Raw genomic sequence first — 18,756 nt, forward strand, 5'->3', positions numbered from 1 at the left:
GAGAAAACAAAGGCAGTGAAGAATAAGGTTTTTAGGTTCATTTTGGAATTCATAGTATTTTTTAATTAGGGTTGATTCGATACTTAGAATTCAATTTGGTTAAATTTAAACTAGCATAAAAAAGATTTTATTCGAATACTCTTTTTATTTTGATTTCTAATCCCCAAACCCCAGCAAAAAATGAAGTGGCAAGGCAGAAAAAAAAGCTCCAATATTGATGACCGGAGAGGTCAGAGTGGATCGGGAGGCGGAGGAATCAATCCTATGCTTTTGGGACCACTGATCAAGATCCTTTTCTCCAAGACAGGCTTGGTGATCGTTGGTATTGTGATCGTTTTCTCGGTGGTCACCGGTACCAATCCGCTGAATTTTATCGGTGGATTTCTGGGTGGGGGAGGACAAGGCTTTACTACCGAGTCATCTTATCAACCCAGTGCAGAAGAGGATGAATTGGCAGAATTCAGTTCGGTAATTCTCGCAGATACCGAACTCATTTGGAATCAGCTTCTAGAGGATTACCGGGAACCCACGCTGGTTTTATTTTCCAGGTCAGTATCTTCCGCTTGTGGCAATGCGAGTGCCGCTACCGGTCCATTTTATTGTCCTGCGGACGAAAAATTATACATTGATTTAAGCTTTTTTGAAGATATGGCGCTAAAACTCAATGCGCCGGGGGATTTTGCACAGGCCTACGTGATCGCTCATGAGGTGGGACACCATATCCAGAATCTCATGGGAATCACCGATGAAGTACAGAGTCTACGAGGACAAGTGAGCCAAAGTGAATACAACCAATATTCGGTTCGATTGGAATTGCAAGCCGATTTTCTAGCGGGTGTTTGGGCACATCACAGTCAAAAAACCAGCGGAATGATGGAGCAGGGCGATTTGCAAGAAGCCTTAAATGCAGCCAATGCAATTGGCGATGATCGATTGCAAAAGCGTTCAGGAGGGGATGTGGTACCCGATTCTTTTACCCATGGTACTTCTGAGCAACGCATGCGATGGTTCAAAAAAGGCTTTGAAACCGGTGAGCTCCGCCAAGGGGATACCTTCAAAGCGGAGGATTTGTAAACTCATTTAATCGGATGAGATTTCTGATTTTAAATTTCTCGCTTCAAAGCTTAGACTTTCCTGAAAACTGCCAGCTGTAACAGCAAACTTTCTTCCGTGTGTCGTCTTCTTTCTCTATTAAATCTCCAATATATAGTCCAAAATTCCCGCATTTTTTCCTTTGGGCCGAGTGACCAAAAGCGGTAAGCTGTCATTGAATTGGATCAATCGCTCAGCCATACTTCCTATGAACAGAGCAGTGGCCGCAGTTCTGCCTTTTGCCCCGATAATGATTCCGTCGGCATCGATTTCCTTTGCCTTGGTGACGATTTCCTGTACGGGATCATCGTCATCATCTTTGGTGTATACCGGTGTGATGGAGATTCCTTTGGTATCTATTTTCCGGATAAACTTTTTGTAATTGATCTCAGCGTGCATAGCCATGATCTGGGTGAATTCCTCGAAGGTTTTTCCTGTAAAATGATAGCCAGAAGGGACCGAATATACATTTTGGCAGACAATCTCTACATTACCGTGCTTTTCAGCAATCATAATGGCTTCCTCAAGCGCATCTTTAGAGTAATCCGAAAAGTCAGAAGGAACCAAAATTTTGTTCACTTTAGGAGTGGAATTTTCAGGGACGATCAGTAGGGAACAACTCGCCCGTCTCGCCAAACGAAGTGACGCAACGCCAGTACCAGGCAAGGTGACTTTTCTACCGATAATGATCATATCGGCAGATTTCTCTTCTGCCAGTTTTAATACCTTTTTTGAAAGCGATCCTTCTTTGACGATATAGTTTAAAGAAATGTCTTTTTTGCCATGGAAGTTTTCTTTTACAGCCAGCTCCATAGCTTGCTGCCGTTCATTGACCATGTTTTCGACCAGATTAGGAAACTCCTCAAGCACTTCCTTTGGTACTGTTAAGTTCTTGATCACATTGACAAAATAGACTTTCTTGGTCTGATTGACATTTGCGATAAATGCCGCATATTGGATCAAGGTCTTGTCCAATGCGGTTTGGTCGAGGCAGACGATGAGCTTTTTGATCAAATACATTGTTAACTGGGTTTTGCGATGCAAATTTAAGGTTAAAAATAGAGATTGAAATAGTTTATTTTTGAAATATTATTTTGACTTTTGGTTATTTACGTTGCTGTATAGGTCCTTTGTTTTGATTTATTTATTTTTTTAGAATATTATTTTAAAATAATTTAATTCGACCATCAGTCCGATTCGGTTTGGCTCCAATCAATTTTTTATCATGGATCAATTACCTGCCTCAAGTGTCAACTGTGCCGATTTTATCCCGTATATTTGTCTAAAGCTCGGGTCGCTGACATGTTCAAACTTCACAATTAACAAAATACCGAGTGAAGCCCTTTCCAAAAACAGGCCTCACCCAGAATTTTCGGGGCCTCGTCCGCAAGGACAGGATAACAGTGGAAGTTTGCGGTCTCAAGGCAGCTCAAATCTTGTCTATAAGGAGGTTTGTAACACTCTAAGATCCGGGCTTTTTTATTTTTTGTCGCACCCACTCTAGCTCCTCTTGACCGTAAATTTTTAGCCTTGCCGCTATCCCGTATACAGCTACAATCAAGATTGATTTTATTCCCATATCTAGCAACGGATTTTCCATCGCTGGTAGATTGGATACTATAATTAGGCTAAATACCCCGATAGAAAGGATTCTCAGCGTGCTTTGATCAAAAGGAACGAAACCCAGTTTTAGCTTTAGATAAAAATACTTCAATAGATTGAATAATAACATCACCAAAGCGGATGCCAATGCCGCCCCCTCAATCCCGTAAATCGGAATTAACAGGTAATTCAGTATAATGATCGATATACTCATCAGAATAGTGGCGGTCAAGTTGAAGCGGTAATACTTGGAGAATACCAAGATTTCTGAGTTGACCGAAAATGCCACATCAAACAGCTTTCCCAACCCAATCAAGAAAACCACCCATTTGCCACTTTCATAGATTTCCCGATTGGGGATAAAATGATAAATGTTGTCAATATTGGTCCAAAGCCCCACAAAAAGCAACAAGCATATGTAGAGTTGTCTTCGACTCACTTGCTTGTAAATCCGATTAATTTCAGAAAATTCATTCCGCGAAAAATGATCCGCAATGACTGGCATGACCACTTGGGAAATTGCCCTCCTCGGCATTTCAATGACCAATGCCATACTGAAGGCGATGGTATAAATGGCATTGGCTTCCAGGCTAATCATCGAACTCACCATGACACTGTCGATTTTCATAATCAGGGTGGAGGCGGCTGTCGCCAAAAAAGTAATCAGACTAAATCGAAGAAAGGAACGTCGAAATTTCGGAGGAAAATTATTCCATCGAAAATCCAATTTAAGCACTCTCAGCCAGGTTAAATAACTCAACATTCCGAGTAGCGGAAGGCCATAAATGGCAATCAATCCCATCATCATCTGATCAAAACTGATCCAAGCCATCAGGAAACAAACAATCCAAAGCCCGGTCAAAATCCGGATAAATACCTCTCTGAAAAATGTCGGGATGGCTACTTTGAGAAAAGATCGGCTATAAGCATCCAAAATCGAATTCATCAGCGCCATAAAAGTGATCAGAAGCACAATCCATAAATAGGGTAGAATGTCAGGAGAATTGGAAGCAAACAGAGAAATGATTTCCTCCTGAAAAATCCAAAAAAGCAAACCCACGACTAGAAACCCAACCAATGACAACAACAAACTGAAGCTCAAAAATGCAGATTGCCCTTGTTCTAATTTTGGAAAATATCGCGTAATCCCATGCCCCAAACCCAGTTGGGCAAAAGGCACAAAAAGAAGCGCAAGGTCTTGAATGGTCCGAAAAGTCCCGAGCTGAGACGCTTCCAGGGCATAGGGATAGAGCCAAAGTACATTGAAGTAGCCAATTACTACACCCAGGTAAGAAAAAATAGTAGTTTGAATGCTTTGATCGGCGACCTTGCCCATGAGTTGAAATTATCAAAAAATCAGGAATCTTTTCCTTTCTTTTTAAAAATCAAGGTTTGGCGCATTTGTCGCAGCCAGCTGCGGTCTTGGATTTGAAGATGTATTTACGGCCTAAATAAACCAAAGCGGCCAATACAACTATGCCCAGAATGATTTCTTGCCACATATTAGGATAAGATTTGATAAGTGATCAATGCAGATACATACGCCAAAATGGTCATGTATACTGTTTGAATCAACGGCCATTTCCAGCCTTTAGTTTCCCGATAGACAATAGCAAGCGTGCTCATGCACTGCATGGCAAAAGCATAAAATACCATGAGAGAGAATGCTGTCGGCAAATTGAAGGTTTTTTCTCCGGTATTGGGATTGATTTGGGAATTCAATTTTTCTCGAATCGTCAAATCATCTTCGGGATCTCCTTCTATACTGTAAATCGTGGCAATAGTCGAAACGAATACCTCCCGGGCTGCAAAAGAAGTAATCAACGCGATTCCGATTTTCCAGTCATAGCCCAAAGGACGAATAGCCGGCTCAATCGCATGTCCCATAATTCCTATGAATGAAGACTCGAGCAATCTGGAAGAAGCTTCCACTTCGATGATTTCGATTTCTTCGGGAGATTGGGCTTGTTCGATCTGCTGATCCCGTTCCGCTCGGATTGCATCCATTTGAGCGGGAGGTCCATAGGATGCCAACACCCAAAGGATAATGGAGATGGCCAAAATTACCTTTCCCGCTTCGGTGACAAAGGTGTAGGATTTGCTGTACATAGTCATCAAAACATCCTTCCACCTTGGTGTGCGATAGCTTGGAAGCTCCACCATCAAATAGCTTTTTTCGGTAGTTTTTAAAATGCTTTTTAGTCCAAATGAGGTGAAAAGCACGCCCACTACTCCTAAAACATAAAGCCCTAAAAGCGCCAAAGCTTGTAAATTAAAGAAACCAAAAAGCATCTCATCCGGAACCACCAACCCGATCAAAATAATATAAACGGGTAATCTCGCAGAGCAACTCATCAATGGAGTTACCATAATGGTAATGATCTTTTCTTTCCAATTTCCAATATTTCGCGCGGCCATGACTCCCGGAATCGCGCAAGCTACTCCGGAAACTAAGGGAACGATACTTTTTCCGTGAAGGCCAAATGGCTTCATCCATCGGTCCATCATAAAAACCACCCGAGACATGTAGCCGGTATCTTCGAGAATCGCCAAGAAACCAAAAAGCATAGCAATTTGCGGGATGAATATCACCACGCCTCCTATACCCGGAATGATCCCTTCTGCAATCAAACTGGTGAGGACTCCCTCTGGTAAATTACTGCTGGCCCAGCCTGCCATTTGGGCAAAAAAACCATCGATCATATCCATGGGAACAGAGGCCCAAGCAAAAATCGCCTGAAAAATCAATAATAGAATCGCACCAAAGATCACATAGCCAAATACAGGATGAAGAAATGCTTTATCCAATTTGTTGGTAGTGGGAGGGATAGCATCTTTTTTGATCACTACCTTTTCGATGATCTCGGTGATTTTGCGGTAGCGGAGTTTAGTCTCTTCGAGCTGTGCCGCTTCAAGATTGACCGAAATGGATGCCAGTTTATCCGCAATCCAGGTCCGCTTTTCGGGTGAAAGTCCCCGATCTTTTAGACCAAAGCGAAGCAATTGATAAGCCTGATAATCTGTGGCAAGTCCAAATTTTTCTTTGACATCTATCAGCAGTGCAGGATCCAAATATTCACTGACTTTTAAAAATTCCATCGGCTTGGCAAAATTCCGCTGATGAATCAAATCCTTGATTTGGTCCAGACCTTTGGATGCCCGTGCATCGGTATGGAGAATCGGCACCCCCAGAGCCTTGAATAATTCAAACCCTTTGATGTCAATTTTCTTTTTCTCTGCCAGATCGGACATATTCAGAACCAGAGCCAGATTCAAGCCCAAGTCGATCAATTGAGAGGCTAAAAACAAACCTCTCGAAAGCTGAAGCGAATCGATCACCATCAAAACATACTCCGGTTTTTCGATTTCACTCTGCTGATTGAGTACTCGATGAGCAATGATTTCATCCTCTGAGTTAGGATACAGAGAATAGGTCCCCGGCAAATCAATCAGCTGATAAGTGCTCCCTTCATGATTCATTACCCCGGTTTTCTTATCTACAGTCACACCGGGATAATTCCCGATTTTTTGATTCAGTCCTGTCAGTTGGTTGAAAATAGTGGACTTGCCCACATTGGGATTTCCAATGATGGCGACTTTTGGGGACTTGATAGCAGTAGATTTGATAGGATCAGACATGAATGATCAGAGAAGTTGTACTTCCAATAGAGAAGCTTCATTTTTTCGTAGGGCCAAAATGGTTTCCTCAAGCAAAAATGCCATCGGACCACTGGCTGGTGCGACATGATGCAGACAAATGATTTTTCCAGGTAAAAAGCCCAATTCCATCAAGTTAATCCGTAAAGGAGAGTCTTTCACCTCTCTGATTATGGCTTGTTTGAGTAGGGGCAATTGGTCTGCGGTCATGAATTTGTGTGCGAGTTCGGGAATCAATGGGCAAAAATAACTTATCTGGAATGAATCTAAAGAAAAATAAATAAGATTTTTATCATATTTTACATGACTAGCGAATGCTGAGGATTTCATTAGGCAAAACAAAAGCCCGTCCCCCTTCTAATTCAATCTGCAAATCGAACTCAATGACCATTTCCTTTCCTGGATCTTTTTGCCAAACCAACTTAAATAAATCATCACTAAATAAGGTCAGTCCCCCCTCCAAAAAATCTGAAATCGGACTGGTTTGAGAAGCAAAGAAATAATTTATTTCGACATAAGGATTGAGCTGATCTCCGATTTGCAGAATAGTGCCATCGCCAAGAACCTGTTCTTTTTTATTGATCAAGATAAGGTTCGTCATCCGCTCAATGGACTTGGGGGGAATGGGACTACAAGCCATGGCTATTCCAGGAAATGAGGGTTCTGAATTTCGTGCAAGAGCAATGGTTTCAAATTGGGCAATCCGAAAGGACTTGGTGGTTTGGGCAAAAGGTAAAACCGTACTGGGATCGATTCGCTGTCCATCCGCAGCCAAAGTCAAGGTTTCAAAAGCGGTAATTCTAAAATCTTTCACCTCAAACTGTGGTCCGCATCCACAGGAATCATTGCAGAAAACCTCACAGCCCATGGGGAGGATTCCCAGACCGATCAATAAAAAAAAGGTGCTAAAGAGCTTTTTTCTGTAATTTTTCATCTCAATTTCTGATCTTTATTTCAACTCTTGTAGAATCTTAAAAGTTGTCAAAATCCTCTCTAAATTCAGTAATTTTCAGACAATGACATTTAGTTCAGATCTTTTTATTCAAAAAAATCACCTAGCCTTTTCTGGATTTTGAAGTTAAAAAAGCCCGATGAAAATCACCGGGCTTCGTTTCGCATTCTCAAGCTTTTCCTCTCAGCATCAGATTCCAATACATAAATGGAAGCCCGTACTTTTTAAGTAGCCACATACTCCATTGTTCCTTAGAGGTATCGACAAATTTGGATATCACTGGATCACTGTCTCGGACATTGTCGTATTTGAATTCTGCCAGAACCATTTTTCCATAGCCGGTGACCAAAGGACAGGACGAATATCCTTCGTAAGAGGCCTTCCCGACATTTTGGGTTTGGATGAGCTTTAATAAATTTTCCACGACTACCGGAGCCTGTTTTCGAATTGCCGCTCCGGTTTTTGCGGTGGGAAGATGAGCCACATCCCCCAAGGCAAAGATATTTCCAAATCGCTTATGCTGAAGGGTATGAATGTCCACGTCCACCCATCCTTTTCCCGGACCTTCTTGAATCGAAATCTCGGATTCCTGAATAAATTTTGGAGCCATCTGCGGTGGTGCGAGGTGCAGCATGTCAAAATGCAGTTTGATTTCCGTATCTCCGGTCAACTCTTCCCCGATTGGATTTCCTGAAGTGACTCCACAATTGCTACTTTCTCCGGGTTTGATGTAAGTGAAGTAAATTTCCTGTTTTTCTGCATCGATTTTTGTGGGTGCATAAAATGGCTTAAAAATAATATCTCTTTCATGGATGATCTTATTCAAGGTTTTTGCAAAATCCGGAACGCCAAAAATCACGGTTCCCGGAGTGGCAAAAATCACATTGGTCTTATTGCGAACGCCACTTTTCCGAAAGTATTCCTCGGCCAAATACATGATTTTTTGTGGAGCTCCTCCGCATTTGATCGGGGTGGTCGGTTGTGTAAATACGGCATTTCCCCCTTTGAAATTTTTTAAGACCTCCCAAGTATGCTCAGGATCGGTGTAATTGCTGCAAACCACACCTTTATCCATGGCCTCTTTCAGTCCCGGAAGTAATTCAGGAGCCATCACTAACCCAGGGGCCACGATCAGAAAGTCATAGCTGACTTCTCCACTTTTAGCCGTTTTAACCCGATTTGTTTTGGGTGTGATATCCGTTGCTTTATCCTTAATCCAATCTACTCCTTTGGGAATATAATCAGCTTCCTCGCGCTCGGTATCCTTATAATCAAAAGTGCCTGCACCGACCAGCGTCCATGCGGGCTGATAGTAATGCTTTTCAGATGGCTCGATAATGGCAATTTTCAACTCCTTATCTTTTCGCTTGAGTTGAGCTGCAACTGTAATTCCGGCAGTTCCCCCGCCGATGATTAAAATTTGATAATGGTTCATAGCTAGATCATTTTGGTAATGAAAAGGTAAGAACTGTCACTAAGTAATTTGGTGACTTTCATCACCTTTCTTATTTATTTACTGCGGATTGCATTTGCATACTCTTAATTGATGAGAGTTTGGAATTCCCTCACCCAACATCGGACCTTCATCATTTCAGATTTACGAGTTAAGATTTACGAGGTGCAGAGCATAATTAGGCCTATAATTTATCCAAATCATGCATTTTAAAATATTCAAACCGCTTGTTTTTTGACCTACCAACCGCGACTTCCTCCTTCGGTCTTCCGTCTTCGGTCTCCCGTCTTCCATTCTCCAACACCGGACACCGGACACCTGGCATCAATCCCTTTCAGATTCCTCACTTTACAAATCAGACTTTCAGGGAACTACCTCTTGCCTTAGATCTCCTGACATAGATTTTAGGAATCGAAATTCTCAGTTTGTGATATTTATCACTATTTTCACATCCGTTGAACCATAGATTCGTAGTTTTTTAAAAACAAGATGACAATCGAAGAACTTAAAGCCGCATTACCCAATTTCACTGATCCCAAACTACTGGAGGCCATTTTGGAAAAAGGCCAAATTTTAAAACTTGAGCCTGGAAAAGTCCTGATGGAGCCCGGCAAGTTTATCAAAATGGTACCTATCGTATTGGAGGGGTCTATCAAAATCCTCCGAATGGATGAAGATGGAAAAGAATTATTTTTGTATTACCTGGATGCTGGAGAGACTTGTGCGCTTTCCCTGACTTGCTGTACTGCATCTAAACCATCAGAAATCAAGGCAATTGTGGAGGATCCGACTACCTTGATTGCCATACCTGTGGCTATTCATGAGCAGCTTTCGGATGAGTTTAAGCAGTGGAAGGATTTTGTGTCCTCCACTTATCAAAATAGATTTCAGGAAATGCTTATTGCCCTTGATGCAGTAGCTTTTAAGCGAATGGACGAACGCCTGATGCGCTACATCGTCACCAAAATGAAGCAACATAAAACCAACGAGCTTCACACTACCCATCAAGAAATTGCCAATGAACTTGGTACTTCCCGGGAGGTAATTTCTCGTCTACTAAAGCAGCTTGAAAAGAAAAAATGGATCGAACTCGGAAGAAATGTGATCTACATCCGCGACGACTTTGAGGAGTTGATTAGTAAGTAAACCCGGAGGTAGTTTTTTAGGGAAAAACATAATTGGTTTTCCTTAATTAAGCTTTAACGCAGTGATTTTCTCCTCTCTTTAAAAGGATCAATCTCGGTGGCCGACCCCGGTCACTGAGCTTGTCGAAGTGTCGAGGGCATTTTGAATTACTGGCAAAGAAGCGGATAATCAGATTATTTTTTTATTAAACTTTCTCCATGTGATTCTTATCCTAATTATTTTCCAGAATTAGCTGTATTTTAGGATTATTAAGCGATAGAAAAAATGAAAATTTTAATTCCTGTTGATTTTTCGAAAAACTCCGAAAAAGCCCTTCAATTTGCGCTAAAATTATTTCCAGAAAATGAACTGGATATTGTTCTGGTTCATGTGGTCGAGTTGGTTTATGATTTCGCCTCTCAGGCAGCTTTGGCTTTGGATAGCATGCACAAGGATGCCGAAAAGCTTATCAAAAATCTCAAAGCCAAATATCAAGATGATCGAATTCATATCGAAGGTAAAGTGAAGGAGGGAACTCCATCCATTACACTAGCCCGGCTGGCAGAGGAAGAAGAGGCAAGTCTGATCGTCATGGGAACCAAAGGAGCTAGTGGGGTGAAAAAAGTTTTGGTCGGATCCACGGCTACTAACCTGATTAAAGAATCTACTATTCCCGTTTTACTCGTTCCGGAGGAAGCAAAATCTGAAGGTGTAAATCGACTGATTTTAGCCTTGGAGTTTGCTGATCATGAGGAGAATTTAGTTGATTGGGTTTACCATTTTTCTAATACTTGGACAGTAAAGCCAGAGATTCTACATGTTCAGACTGCCCTTGGATTTAGAGAACAGATACTTGCTTTGGGATTTGAGCAATATATTCAGGAAAAATTCCCTTCTCAGCCTACCAAAATCCATCTCATTGAATCAAGTAAAGTCAATGAGGGAATTGAAGATTTTCTAAACCAGGAAGAAAATATCATGCTGGTCATGTGTCACTCACATCATGGAATTTGGGATCAACTCTGGGGAAAAAGCAAGTCCATCGAAATGGCCTATCATTCCAAAGTCCCCCTTTTGATCATGGTTTGAGGGATGGGTAAAAGTAGCTGTCAGCTTTCACGCTTTCCGAAATGATAGCTCTGTCATGGCCTACTTCCGTCTCCCGTCTTTAACATCGGACACCGGACATCGGACATTTCAGATTTACGAATTACGATTTACGAGGTGCAGAGTCGAATTAGGCCTATAATCTATCCAAATCATGCATTTTAAAATATTCAAATCGGTTGTTTTTCGATCTGCCAACTGAAAACTGCGACTGCCTACTTCCGTCTTCCGTCTTCTGTCTCCAGACATAAGACTATTTCAGATTTCTGATTCTTGTGCTGAGCTCAGTCGAAGCATTAGACTTTAGCTATTCCTTTCACTCCCTCTCCCCACATGTGACATTTGTTACTGCACCACTCTAATTCATAAGAGTACTTTTGTGCCATAAAACTTTAAATTTGAAATTATGGATGTAATTGTCCTCATTGGATTTGCAGCAGCAGTTATAATAGGAGTGAGTTTGGGTCTTATCGGAGGTGGAGGTTCTATCCTTACCGTTCCGGTACTCGTTTATATTTTGGACGTGGATCCCGTACTCGCCACAGCTTATTCGCTCTTTGTAGTTGGGACCACCTCCCTAGTAGGAGCGGGTAATTTCATGAAGCAAGGCAAAGTAGACTACAAAACTGCGGTGGTTTTTGCCATTCCTTCATTTATCGCGGTATTCCTTACCCGAAAGTTTCTCGTTCCTTGGCTTCCCGATCCCCTCTTTACAGTTGGTGAATTTGCCATCACTAAAAATGTTGGGATCATGGTTTTCTTTGCCCTCATCATGCTGGCGGCTTCCTATTCCATGATTAAGGACAATAAAAAACTCAAACCAGAAGGAAGCGGAGAACTTAAATTCAATATCCCTCTTATCGCCTTGGAAGGATCGGTAGTCGGAGTGATTACCGGGATAGTCGGTGCAGGAGGTGGATTTTTGATTATTCCTGCTTTGGTGATTTTGGCCAAGCTTCCTATGAAATTGGCAGTGGGTACTTCATTGCTTATTATCGCAGCCAAATCTCTGATTGGGTTTTTGGGAGACTTGGGTAATCAAACCATTGATTGGCAAATGCTACTGATCTTTACTGGTCTATCGGTCGTCGGGATCTTTATCGGAACTGCGCTTTCCAAAAAAATAAATGAAAAGGCACTTAAAACAGGTTTCGGTTGGTTTGTGTTAATCATGGGTATATACATCATTGGCAAGGAGCTGATGGCAGTTTAACTCGAATTCGCTTTGGAAAAATATTTCAAAATAATTATTGATGGCTACTATGGGTATTGGGATTATCTGACCTCAGAGATTCTATACCCATCTTGGCACAATTACTTCTATTGGCTTATCGGACTTTCGGTCTTTGTATTTGCGCTGGAAGTGATTGTGCCTTGGAGAAAATCCCAGCCAATTTTCCGAAAGGACTTTTGGCTGGATGTATTCTACATGTTTTTTAACTTCTTCCTGTTTTCGCTGATTCTCTACAATGCACTATCCAATGTATTCGTAGAGCTCTTCAATGACTTTCTGGGAATCTTTGGCATTACCAATTTAGTGGCACTGGAGATTAATTCCTGGCCGATTTGGGGGCAGTTTCTGCTGATGCTGGTTTTGGCTGATTTTATTCAGTGGAATGTCCACCGCATGTTACATCGGGTACCTTGGCTCTGGGAATTTCACAAAGTTCACCATTCCGTCGAGCAAATGGGCTTTGCTGCTCACCTCAGGTATCACTGGATGGAGACGATCGTCTATAAATCTGTGCAATATCTTCCCCTAGCTATGATCGGTTTTGGACTGGATGATTTCTTTATTCTACACATTTTCACCATAGCTATCGGTCACCTCAATCACGCCAATCTTAAAATCACCTACGGACCTTTCAAATACATCTTAAATAACCCCATTATGCACACCTGGCATCACGTGAAGCACTTGCCATCGGATCGTCCTCATGGAGTTAATTATGGGATTACGCTTAGTTTATGGGATTATTTATTCGGCACGGCCTACATTCCGCACGATGGAGAAAATGAAGCCCTGGGCTTTGACAAAGTTGAAGAATTTCCGCAGACCTTCTGGTCACAAATCACCTATCCATGGCTGAAAAAGAAAGCATAAAATCCATCAATCCGCTCAATAATTGGATTTCAGTTTTGATGCTCACCTTTTTCTTAGGCTTGGCGCCATTTTTCCCCGAGCCGCATATTTGGGGAAAATTAAAATGGGTAGCAGGAGGAGCAGTTGGAATGAAATTAATGGATTGGGGCGACTTGCTTTTTCATGGTTTTCCATGGATTTTGTTGATTCGATTATCCATCATCCAACTGAAGTCAAAATTCAAAGCAGCAAAAGTTTAGCTGTGACTTTTATTACTGATCAAAATCAGTAAAGACGGTAGTTTTGTATCAGAAAATTAAACTAATCAAAACAACCATGTTTGACTTCTTTAAAGCAAAACCAAAAAACTACGAGGATATTCCCGTAGGTGAATTTCATAATTTGATGCTACAACCCAACACCGTGATTCTTGATGTGAGAACTCCCGGTGAGTTTGCAGGAGGTAAAATCAGAGGTGCTCGAAACATCGATTTGATGTCACGGGATTTTACCAAGCAAATCCAAAATCTCCCCAAAGACAAAACCTATCTGGTTTATTGTCGAAGCGGAAACAGAAGTGGACAAGCTTGCGAAATCATGGCGGATATGGGCTTCGAAAACTGTAAAAATATGTCCGGAGGGATCATGAGGTGGCCTTTCGAAACGGTTTAAAACAATAAATTTATAATGCAAAAAACAGCCTCTCGGCTGTTTTTTTTTGCCTGAACCCAAAATCTACCCTTAACCCAACAAGCAATCTTCTTCAGGTCTCCAATACCTCAATTCATTAGTTCGACAGTACCCCGATTGAGTGTAAATAGAAAGAAATGAAAAGTAAACAGTGGGAAACCGACGCCTTAACCCATAACCATTAACCATTAACCTTTTGGAAATGAGACTTCCCTCTTCAACCTATTCAATTAAACAGTTCATCAGTTCCCCAGTTCGACAGTACCCCGATTGAGTGTAAATAGAAAGAAATGAAAAGTAAACATGGGAAACCGACGCCTTAACCCATAACCATTAACCATTAACCTTTTGGAACTGAGACTTTCCTCTTCAACCTGTTCAGTTAAACAGTTCATCAGTTCCCCAGTTCGACAGTACCCCGAACTCTGAACAATTTCCCCTACCGCTTCGACACCTTATTCAAACTGATGGATCTTTGACGGCTGCAGCGAAATCGATCTAGGTCTTCGGGGCTCTTTTTCAAGTGTTTGGTATTTCTTCCCTGCACTCTCGCCCGCCACATTTTGAAGCTGCTTTGCTTCATATTTCTACGCATCAGGTCGATGACCTCAGATTCATTTACCCCAAATTGCATTTCGATCGCTTCAAAGGGAGTTCGGTCCTCCCAGGCCATTTCGATGATTCGATCCAATTCGGCTTCAGAAAATTTTGCCTTTTTTCCCATCTGATTCAAACCAAGCGAGCTGGAGAAAGTTTTTAGCATGTGCAAAAAATATCCATCGTTTGGCTTAAGCGTGACCTGAGACTTCAAGATCAGGCTCCGATTCAATCCGCAGCAAAATCTGGTTTCCCCGTTTTGTTGATGTATATTTTTGAACCGGGATTGATCGAAGCTCCCCAAAGTGATGAGCGGCATTGGCGATTTGTTTGGGAATCCCTACAAGATATCAATGCCCAACTCGACCAATTTCAATCTGAAGTAGTGATTTTCCATTCAGACGCTGACTCGGTTTTCGAAAAACTACAAGGGAAGTTCGAGATTCAAGTTGTTTTTTCCCATCAGGAAACGGGAATAGGAATCACTTTTGACCGGGATAAAAAGATCAGCAACTTTTTGAAATCCAAACAGATTCCCTGGATAGAATATCCACAGCAAGGCGTGCAGAGGGGACGGAAAAATCGAAAATCTTGGTCCCGAAATTGGAAAAAGTTTATCACGGAACCCCTGGCTCAAGTAGATTTGGAAAAGGTGGTTTTCTTTATTCTTCCTAAGTCATTCTGGACTGATTTCCCTCAAAAACCTATTCCTGTAGAATGGCAAAATCCCAATCCGTCCATGCAATGCGGAGGGGAAAGACTGGCGCATCGGTATCTCCAAAGTTTTCTTCAGAATAGAGTCAAAAACTACAGCCGACACATCAGTAAGCCCGAACTTTCCCGAAAGGGCTGTAGCCGTCTCTCGCCTTATTTGGCCTGGGGATGTTTGTCAATTAGACAGGTGTATCAGCTTTCACAGGAAAGAAAAAAAGCAGGGAGTAATCAGCGTGATTTGGCCAATTTTCAATCCCGCCTCCAATGGCATTGTCATTTTATCCAAAAATTTGAAATGGAATGCAGAATGGAATTTGAGGATATTAATCGGGGATTTCTGAAAATGAAGGGGGAGCCAGATGTGCAAAAATTAGCAGCTTGGGAAAAAGGTCAGACAGGATTTCCGCTCGTAGATGCCTGTATGCGCTGCCTGATCGAAACCGGCTATCTCAATTTTCGGATGCGGGCCATGCTAGTTTCCTTTTTGACCCATCACCTAGGTCAGCACTGGAAGTATGGAGCGAATCACCTGGGGAGGATGTTCTTGGATTTTGAGCCGGGGATTCACTATCCTCAGCTCCAAATGCAGGCCGGCGTCACTGGTATTAATACCGTGAGAATCTATAATCCGATCAAGCAATCCCAAGATCATGATCCGACTGGTGAATTTATTAAAAAATGGGTCCCTGAGCTACGGAATTTACCGGCGGCACTTCTTCATGAACCTTGGAAATTAAAGCCTCTGGAGCAGCAAGATTTGGGTTTTGAGTTGGGAAAAGATTATCCATTTCCCATTGTCCATCCAGAAAAAGCGGCTGCGGAAGCCAGAGATCGAATCTGGGCTGCGCAAAAAGATCCGGAGGTAGTGCTGGAGTCCAAGCGCATTCTGGGAAAACACACGCTGTCAAAACGCTGGTCTTAAAATGAAGAAAACACACTTGCCAACCAAAACCTGTCCGGTCTGCCAAAGACCATTTACCTGGAGAAAGAAATGGGAGAAAAACTGGGACGAGGTCAAATACTGCTCCAAGCGCTGCGCTGGATTATCTCGGAAAAATCAGTCTCGGTAAACCAGAACAAACCAAGTCAACCAAATAGCCATCGGAATCACATAACCTACAAAAACTACCAAGGCAGATTTCTTGAGGTTTTGACCACTAAAGCTATGAATCCCGATAGTCCATAGTACCATATAAAGCAACTCGAAGAAGTTGATGCTGGCTAAAGGATATCGAAGGCGTGGGGCCACATTTTCGTACCCTATCAAAGACAAAAGAGATAAAGGTCGGTATTCTTTGATTTCGGTAAAGGAGTCGGCCGTTTCTGGATTGATATAAACTAAAAACCGAATCAATTCCGGAAAAATAAAAATGACTTCTGCCACCAAAGCAAATTTCCACAGATCCTTGTAGGGGATTTTATAACCTAAAATAAAAGCACCCAACCAGAGCAAAAATGCGATCAGCGTAAATTTCCAAAGCAATTCGAAAGGAGTCCACAAATAACCAAGTGTGCTGTAAATGTAGAAAAATGTAAATGCTCCCTGTTCTTTGACTTCTTCCGAATTGGGAACAGCCTCTAGGATTAATTCGTTGGTGAGGTATCGAATGAAGATTAAAAGCAGTACCAAGAGAAAAAAATATATCCGCTTGTCAAAATCTAATGAGTCGCGCACTCGTTGTGTTAAAGGAGACAGTTCTTTTGGCATAATTTAACGGTTCAAGTCCGCAAATCTACTGCATTGTCTAAGATAAGCAGTAATTTTGTCCTCCTATCGTATGAAAATGAATTATACCTATCAACGCGTTCTGATTTTCTTTCTATGTCTTTTGACTGGGCCCGACCTATTGGCTCAGTCACCTCCGGCGGATAGGGAAATCACAGCAAATCAGTCCCCCTATTTATTATTGGACCGGGGCTTGCAGTTTCGCGTGACCAAGTCCATCAATAGCATGTATAATTTTGACTTCGAAACGGCAGAGCGGGACTTTGGGGTACTTTCTTATCAATATCCATCTCATCCGCTCCCCGATTTTTTGATGGCCTTGAGTTATTGGTGGAGGATAGAAGTGGACGTCACCAATGAGAAATACGATGAGATTTTTCTGGCCTATATCGATCGTGCTAATGAAAAAGCCGAACGGATGTATGATGAAGACGAAACGAACAAAGAGGCAGCCTTTTTCTTAGCAGCAGGATATGGATTTCAGGGCAGATTGCTTTCAGAGCGCAAAAGCTGGACCCGCGCCGCTTGGGCGGGGAAAAATGCCTTGAAATATATGGAACTGAGCAGGGGAGAGGAGGAATTTAATCCTGAGCTTCTGCTCGGAGATGCCTTGTACAATTATTTTTCTGTGTGGATTCCTGAAAATTATCCGCTCTTGAAGCCAGTGATGGTTCTGTTTGGCAAGGGAGATAAAGAGCTGGGAATCGAACAGTTGGAATATGTCGCTTCCAATGCCTTTTATACCCGGATAGAGGCCATGTATTTTCTGTTTAGACTATACGCTTCTGAAGAAAAGAAACCCTATGAGGCACTTCGGATTTCCGAGTACTTGCATGACAAATTTCCAAATAATCCGTATTTCCACCGTTCCTATGCAAGGCACCTCTACTCGGTAGGCAGATGGTCTGAATCCGTCGAGCAGTCCGAAGAAATCCTGCGTCGTATCGATAGAGGGCAGACCGGCTATGAATCTACGAGCGGCAGATATGCAGCATTTTACTTGGCACAGTTTCATGAACGAGTAGGTGATCAGGTAGAGGCCAAACGCTATTACCTTAAAACTCTCTCTTATGGAGAGGAATCCGAATCTCAGGAAAGCGGCTATTACCTTCATTCCTTGGTGCAGCTAGGACAGATCGCTGTGAAAGAAAACAAGAAGTCGGAGGCCAAAGAATATTTTAAACGAGTCAAGAAATACGCAAAGCGAAAACATCCCGCTCATCAGGCGGCAAGGAATTTTATCAAAAAGAATAAACTTTAATCAAATTCTTTACGTTTTTATGGTTTGGAACAGGAGATAATTTGAAATTTCTTTCTCCTGAAAGCCCTTTCGGAGTTAATCTTTGCTTAAAAGCCTGAAAGAATAAAGAAAATTTCGATTTCCGCTCATCAAAAAGCGAAAAATCATTTTAAAATTTTCCTTAAATATTATAAATTTGTGCCATATAAAATTTTGTAAATGCAAGAGATAATGGATAATAGCGTCAGAATCAAATTTGACAAAATCGACCGCAGGATTCTGGAAATTCTTCAAGGAAACGCGAAGATCACAAACGCACAACTGTCAAAGGATATCGGACTTTCTCCTGCTCCTACCTTGGAGCGTGTGAAAAAACTCGAACAATCAGGAATAATCAAAAGCTACCACGCTAAACTAGACCCTGAAAAGATCGGACTAGGCGTGAGTACCTTTGTATTAGTCAGCCTCATTGGGCACAATAAAGCAAACATTGATGCTTTCATGAAAGAAATCAATGGTATCCCAGAAGTGATCGAATGTCACCATATCACAGGTACAGGAGACTTTATTTTGAAGATCATTGCTAAGGATATTACCGCTTATCAAAAATTGATGTTGGAAAAAGTTTCTGAAATCAAAGAAGTGGATTCCATGCAGTCTATGGTGATTTTATCTACCTTCAAGGACTCCAAGATATTGCCGATTCCGATGTGATAAT

Annotated in this window: 19 protein-coding genes; 11 read left to right on the top strand and 8 right to left on the bottom strand. The window is 41.9% G+C overall.

Features of this window, described 5'->3' with window-relative positions:
- Positions 1 to 180: 180 nt before the first annotated feature.
- Positions 181 to 1,074 (top strand): KPN_02809 family neutral zinc metallopeptidase, encoded by an 894-nt coding sequence (gene ypfJ / locus BM043_RS18120; RefSeq protein WP_092794325.1) that lies wholly within the window; start codon positions 181 to 183, stop codon positions 1,072 to 1,074.
- Positions 1,075 to 1,191: 117 nt separating this feature from the next.
- Here ypfJ and BM043_RS18125 read toward each other — a convergent pair whose 3' ends face one another.
- The 6 genes from BM043_RS18125 to BM043_RS18150 all read right to left on the bottom strand — a co-directional run bounded on the left by BM043_RS18125 (position 1,192) and on the right by BM043_RS18150 (position 8,738).
- Positions 1,192 to 2,112 carry a universal stress protein gene (locus BM043_RS18125; protein WP_092794328.1) on the bottom strand — a complete coding sequence of 307 codons (921 nt, stop codon included), beginning with the start codon at positions 2,110 to 2,112 and terminating at the stop codon, positions 1,192 to 1,194.
- 442 nt (positions 2,113 to 2,554) lie between these two features.
- Complete coding sequence (locus BM043_RS18130; protein WP_092794330.1) at positions 2,555 to 4,030, bottom strand: lipopolysaccharide biosynthesis protein; 1,476 nt, start codon at positions 4,028 to 4,030, stop codon at positions 2,555 to 2,557.
- A gap of 167 nt (positions 4,031 to 4,197) precedes the next feature.
- Complete coding sequence (gene feoB, locus BM043_RS18135) at positions 4,198 to 6,333, bottom strand: ferrous iron transport protein B (protein WP_092794333.1); 2,136 nt, start codon at positions 6,331 to 6,333, stop codon at positions 4,198 to 4,200.
- Between the two features lie 6 nt (positions 6,334 to 6,339).
- Positions 6,340 to 6,561 (bottom strand): FeoA family protein, encoded by a 222-nt coding sequence (locus BM043_RS18140; protein ID WP_092794391.1) that lies wholly within the window; start codon positions 6,559 to 6,561, stop codon positions 6,340 to 6,342.
- A gap of 97 nt (positions 6,562 to 6,658) precedes the next feature.
- Entirely contained in the window at positions 6,659 to 7,285 is a 627-nt protein-coding gene (locus BM043_RS18145) for a hypothetical protein (RefSeq protein ID WP_092794335.1), read from the bottom strand.
- A 187-nt stretch (positions 7,286 to 7,472) separates the two neighbouring features.
- Positions 7,473 to 8,738: an NAD(P)/FAD-dependent oxidoreductase gene (locus tag BM043_RS18150; protein ID WP_092794337.1), complete on the bottom strand. Its 1,266-nt coding sequence runs from the start codon at positions 8,736 to 8,738 to the stop codon at positions 7,473 to 7,475.
- A 507-nt stretch (positions 8,739 to 9,245) separates the two neighbouring features.
- Between BM043_RS18150 and BM043_RS18155 the strand changes: the two genes are divergently transcribed.
- The 6 genes from BM043_RS18155 (at position 9,246) to BM043_RS18180 (ending at position 13,743) form a co-directional block, all read left to right on the top strand.
- Positions 9,246 to 9,902, top strand: a complete 657-nt coding sequence (locus BM043_RS18155; RefSeq protein ID WP_092794340.1) for a Crp/Fnr family transcriptional regulator — start codon at positions 9,246 to 9,248, stop codon at positions 9,900 to 9,902.
- Between the two features lie 264 nt (positions 9,903 to 10,166).
- Positions 10,167 to 10,970, top strand: coding sequence for a universal stress protein (locus tag BM043_RS18160; protein ID WP_092794343.1), 804 nt, complete (start codon positions 10,167 to 10,169; stop codon positions 10,968 to 10,970).
- A 424-nt stretch (positions 10,971 to 11,394) separates the two neighbouring features.
- Positions 11,395 to 12,201 (top strand): sulfite exporter TauE/SafE family protein, encoded by an 807-nt coding sequence (locus tag BM043_RS18165; RefSeq protein ID WP_092794345.1) that lies wholly within the window; start codon positions 11,395 to 11,397, stop codon positions 12,199 to 12,201.
- A 12-nt stretch (positions 12,202 to 12,213) separates the two neighbouring features.
- Positions 12,214 to 13,092 carry a sterol desaturase family protein gene (locus tag BM043_RS18170; RefSeq protein ID WP_092794348.1) on the top strand — a complete coding sequence of 293 codons (879 nt, stop codon included), beginning with the start codon at positions 12,214 to 12,216 and terminating at the stop codon, positions 13,090 to 13,092.
- Positions 13,071 to 13,331 carry a hypothetical protein gene (locus tag BM043_RS18175; protein ID WP_092794394.1) on the top strand — a complete coding sequence of 87 codons (261 nt, stop codon included), beginning with the start codon at positions 13,071 to 13,073 and terminating at the stop codon, positions 13,329 to 13,331. Before BM043_RS18170 ends, BM043_RS18175 begins: the two co-directional genes overlap by 22 nt.
- A gap of 76 nt (positions 13,332 to 13,407) precedes the next feature.
- On the top strand, positions 13,408 to 13,743 hold the full coding sequence (locus BM043_RS18180; RefSeq protein ID WP_092794350.1) for a rhodanese-like domain-containing protein: 336 nt from the start codon (positions 13,408 to 13,410) through the stop codon (positions 13,741 to 13,743).
- A gap of 457 nt (positions 13,744 to 14,200) precedes the next feature.
- Here BM043_RS18180 and BM043_RS18185 read toward each other — a convergent pair whose 3' ends face one another.
- Complete coding sequence (locus BM043_RS18185) at positions 14,201 to 14,485, bottom strand: TIGR03643 family protein (RefSeq protein WP_092794397.1); 285 nt, start codon at positions 14,483 to 14,485, stop codon at positions 14,201 to 14,203.
- A gap of 39 nt (positions 14,486 to 14,524) precedes the next feature.
- Here BM043_RS18185 and BM043_RS18190 point away from each other — a divergent pair, with 39 nt between their 5' ends.
- Together BM043_RS18190 and BM043_RS18195 are read left to right on the top strand one after the other, a co-directional pair.
- The gene (locus BM043_RS18190; RefSeq protein ID WP_092794353.1) at positions 14,525 to 15,994 is read left to right on the top strand and encodes a cryptochrome/deoxyribodipyrimidine photo-lyase family protein; all 1,470 of its coding nucleotides are present in this window, start codon (positions 14,525 to 14,527) and stop codon (positions 15,992 to 15,994) included.
- 1 nt (position 15,995) lies between these two features.
- Positions 15,996 to 16,142 carry a DUF2256 domain-containing protein gene (locus BM043_RS18195; protein ID WP_092794356.1) on the top strand — a complete coding sequence of 49 codons (147 nt, stop codon included), beginning with the start codon at positions 15,996 to 15,998 and terminating at the stop codon, positions 16,140 to 16,142.
- Here BM043_RS18195 and BM043_RS18200 read toward each other — a convergent pair.
- Positions 16,130 to 16,780 carry a sulfate ABC transporter permease gene (locus tag BM043_RS18200; RefSeq protein WP_092794359.1) on the bottom strand — a complete coding sequence of 217 codons (651 nt, stop codon included), beginning with the start codon at positions 16,778 to 16,780 and terminating at the stop codon, positions 16,130 to 16,132. The genes BM043_RS18195 and BM043_RS18200 overlap by 13 nt on opposite strands.
- A 76-nt stretch (positions 16,781 to 16,856) precedes the next feature.
- Here BM043_RS18200 and BM043_RS18205 point away from each other — a divergent pair, with 76 nt between their 5' ends.
- Positions 16,857 to 18,059 (top strand): tetratricopeptide repeat protein, encoded by a 1,203-nt coding sequence (locus tag BM043_RS18205; protein WP_092794362.1) that lies wholly within the window; start codon positions 16,857 to 16,859, stop codon positions 18,057 to 18,059.
- 210 nt (positions 18,060 to 18,269) lie between these two features.
- On the top strand, positions 18,270 to 18,752 hold the full coding sequence (locus BM043_RS18210; RefSeq protein WP_092794366.1) for an Lrp/AsnC family transcriptional regulator: 483 nt from the start codon (positions 18,270 to 18,272) through the stop codon (positions 18,750 to 18,752).
- Positions 18,753 to 18,756 lie beyond the last annotated feature (4 nt).

Source organism: Algoriphagus hitonicola, assembly GCF_900113375.1.
GTDB classification, from domain to species: domain Bacteria; phylum Bacteroidota; class Bacteroidia; order Cytophagales; family Cyclobacteriaceae; genus Algoriphagus; species Algoriphagus hitonicola.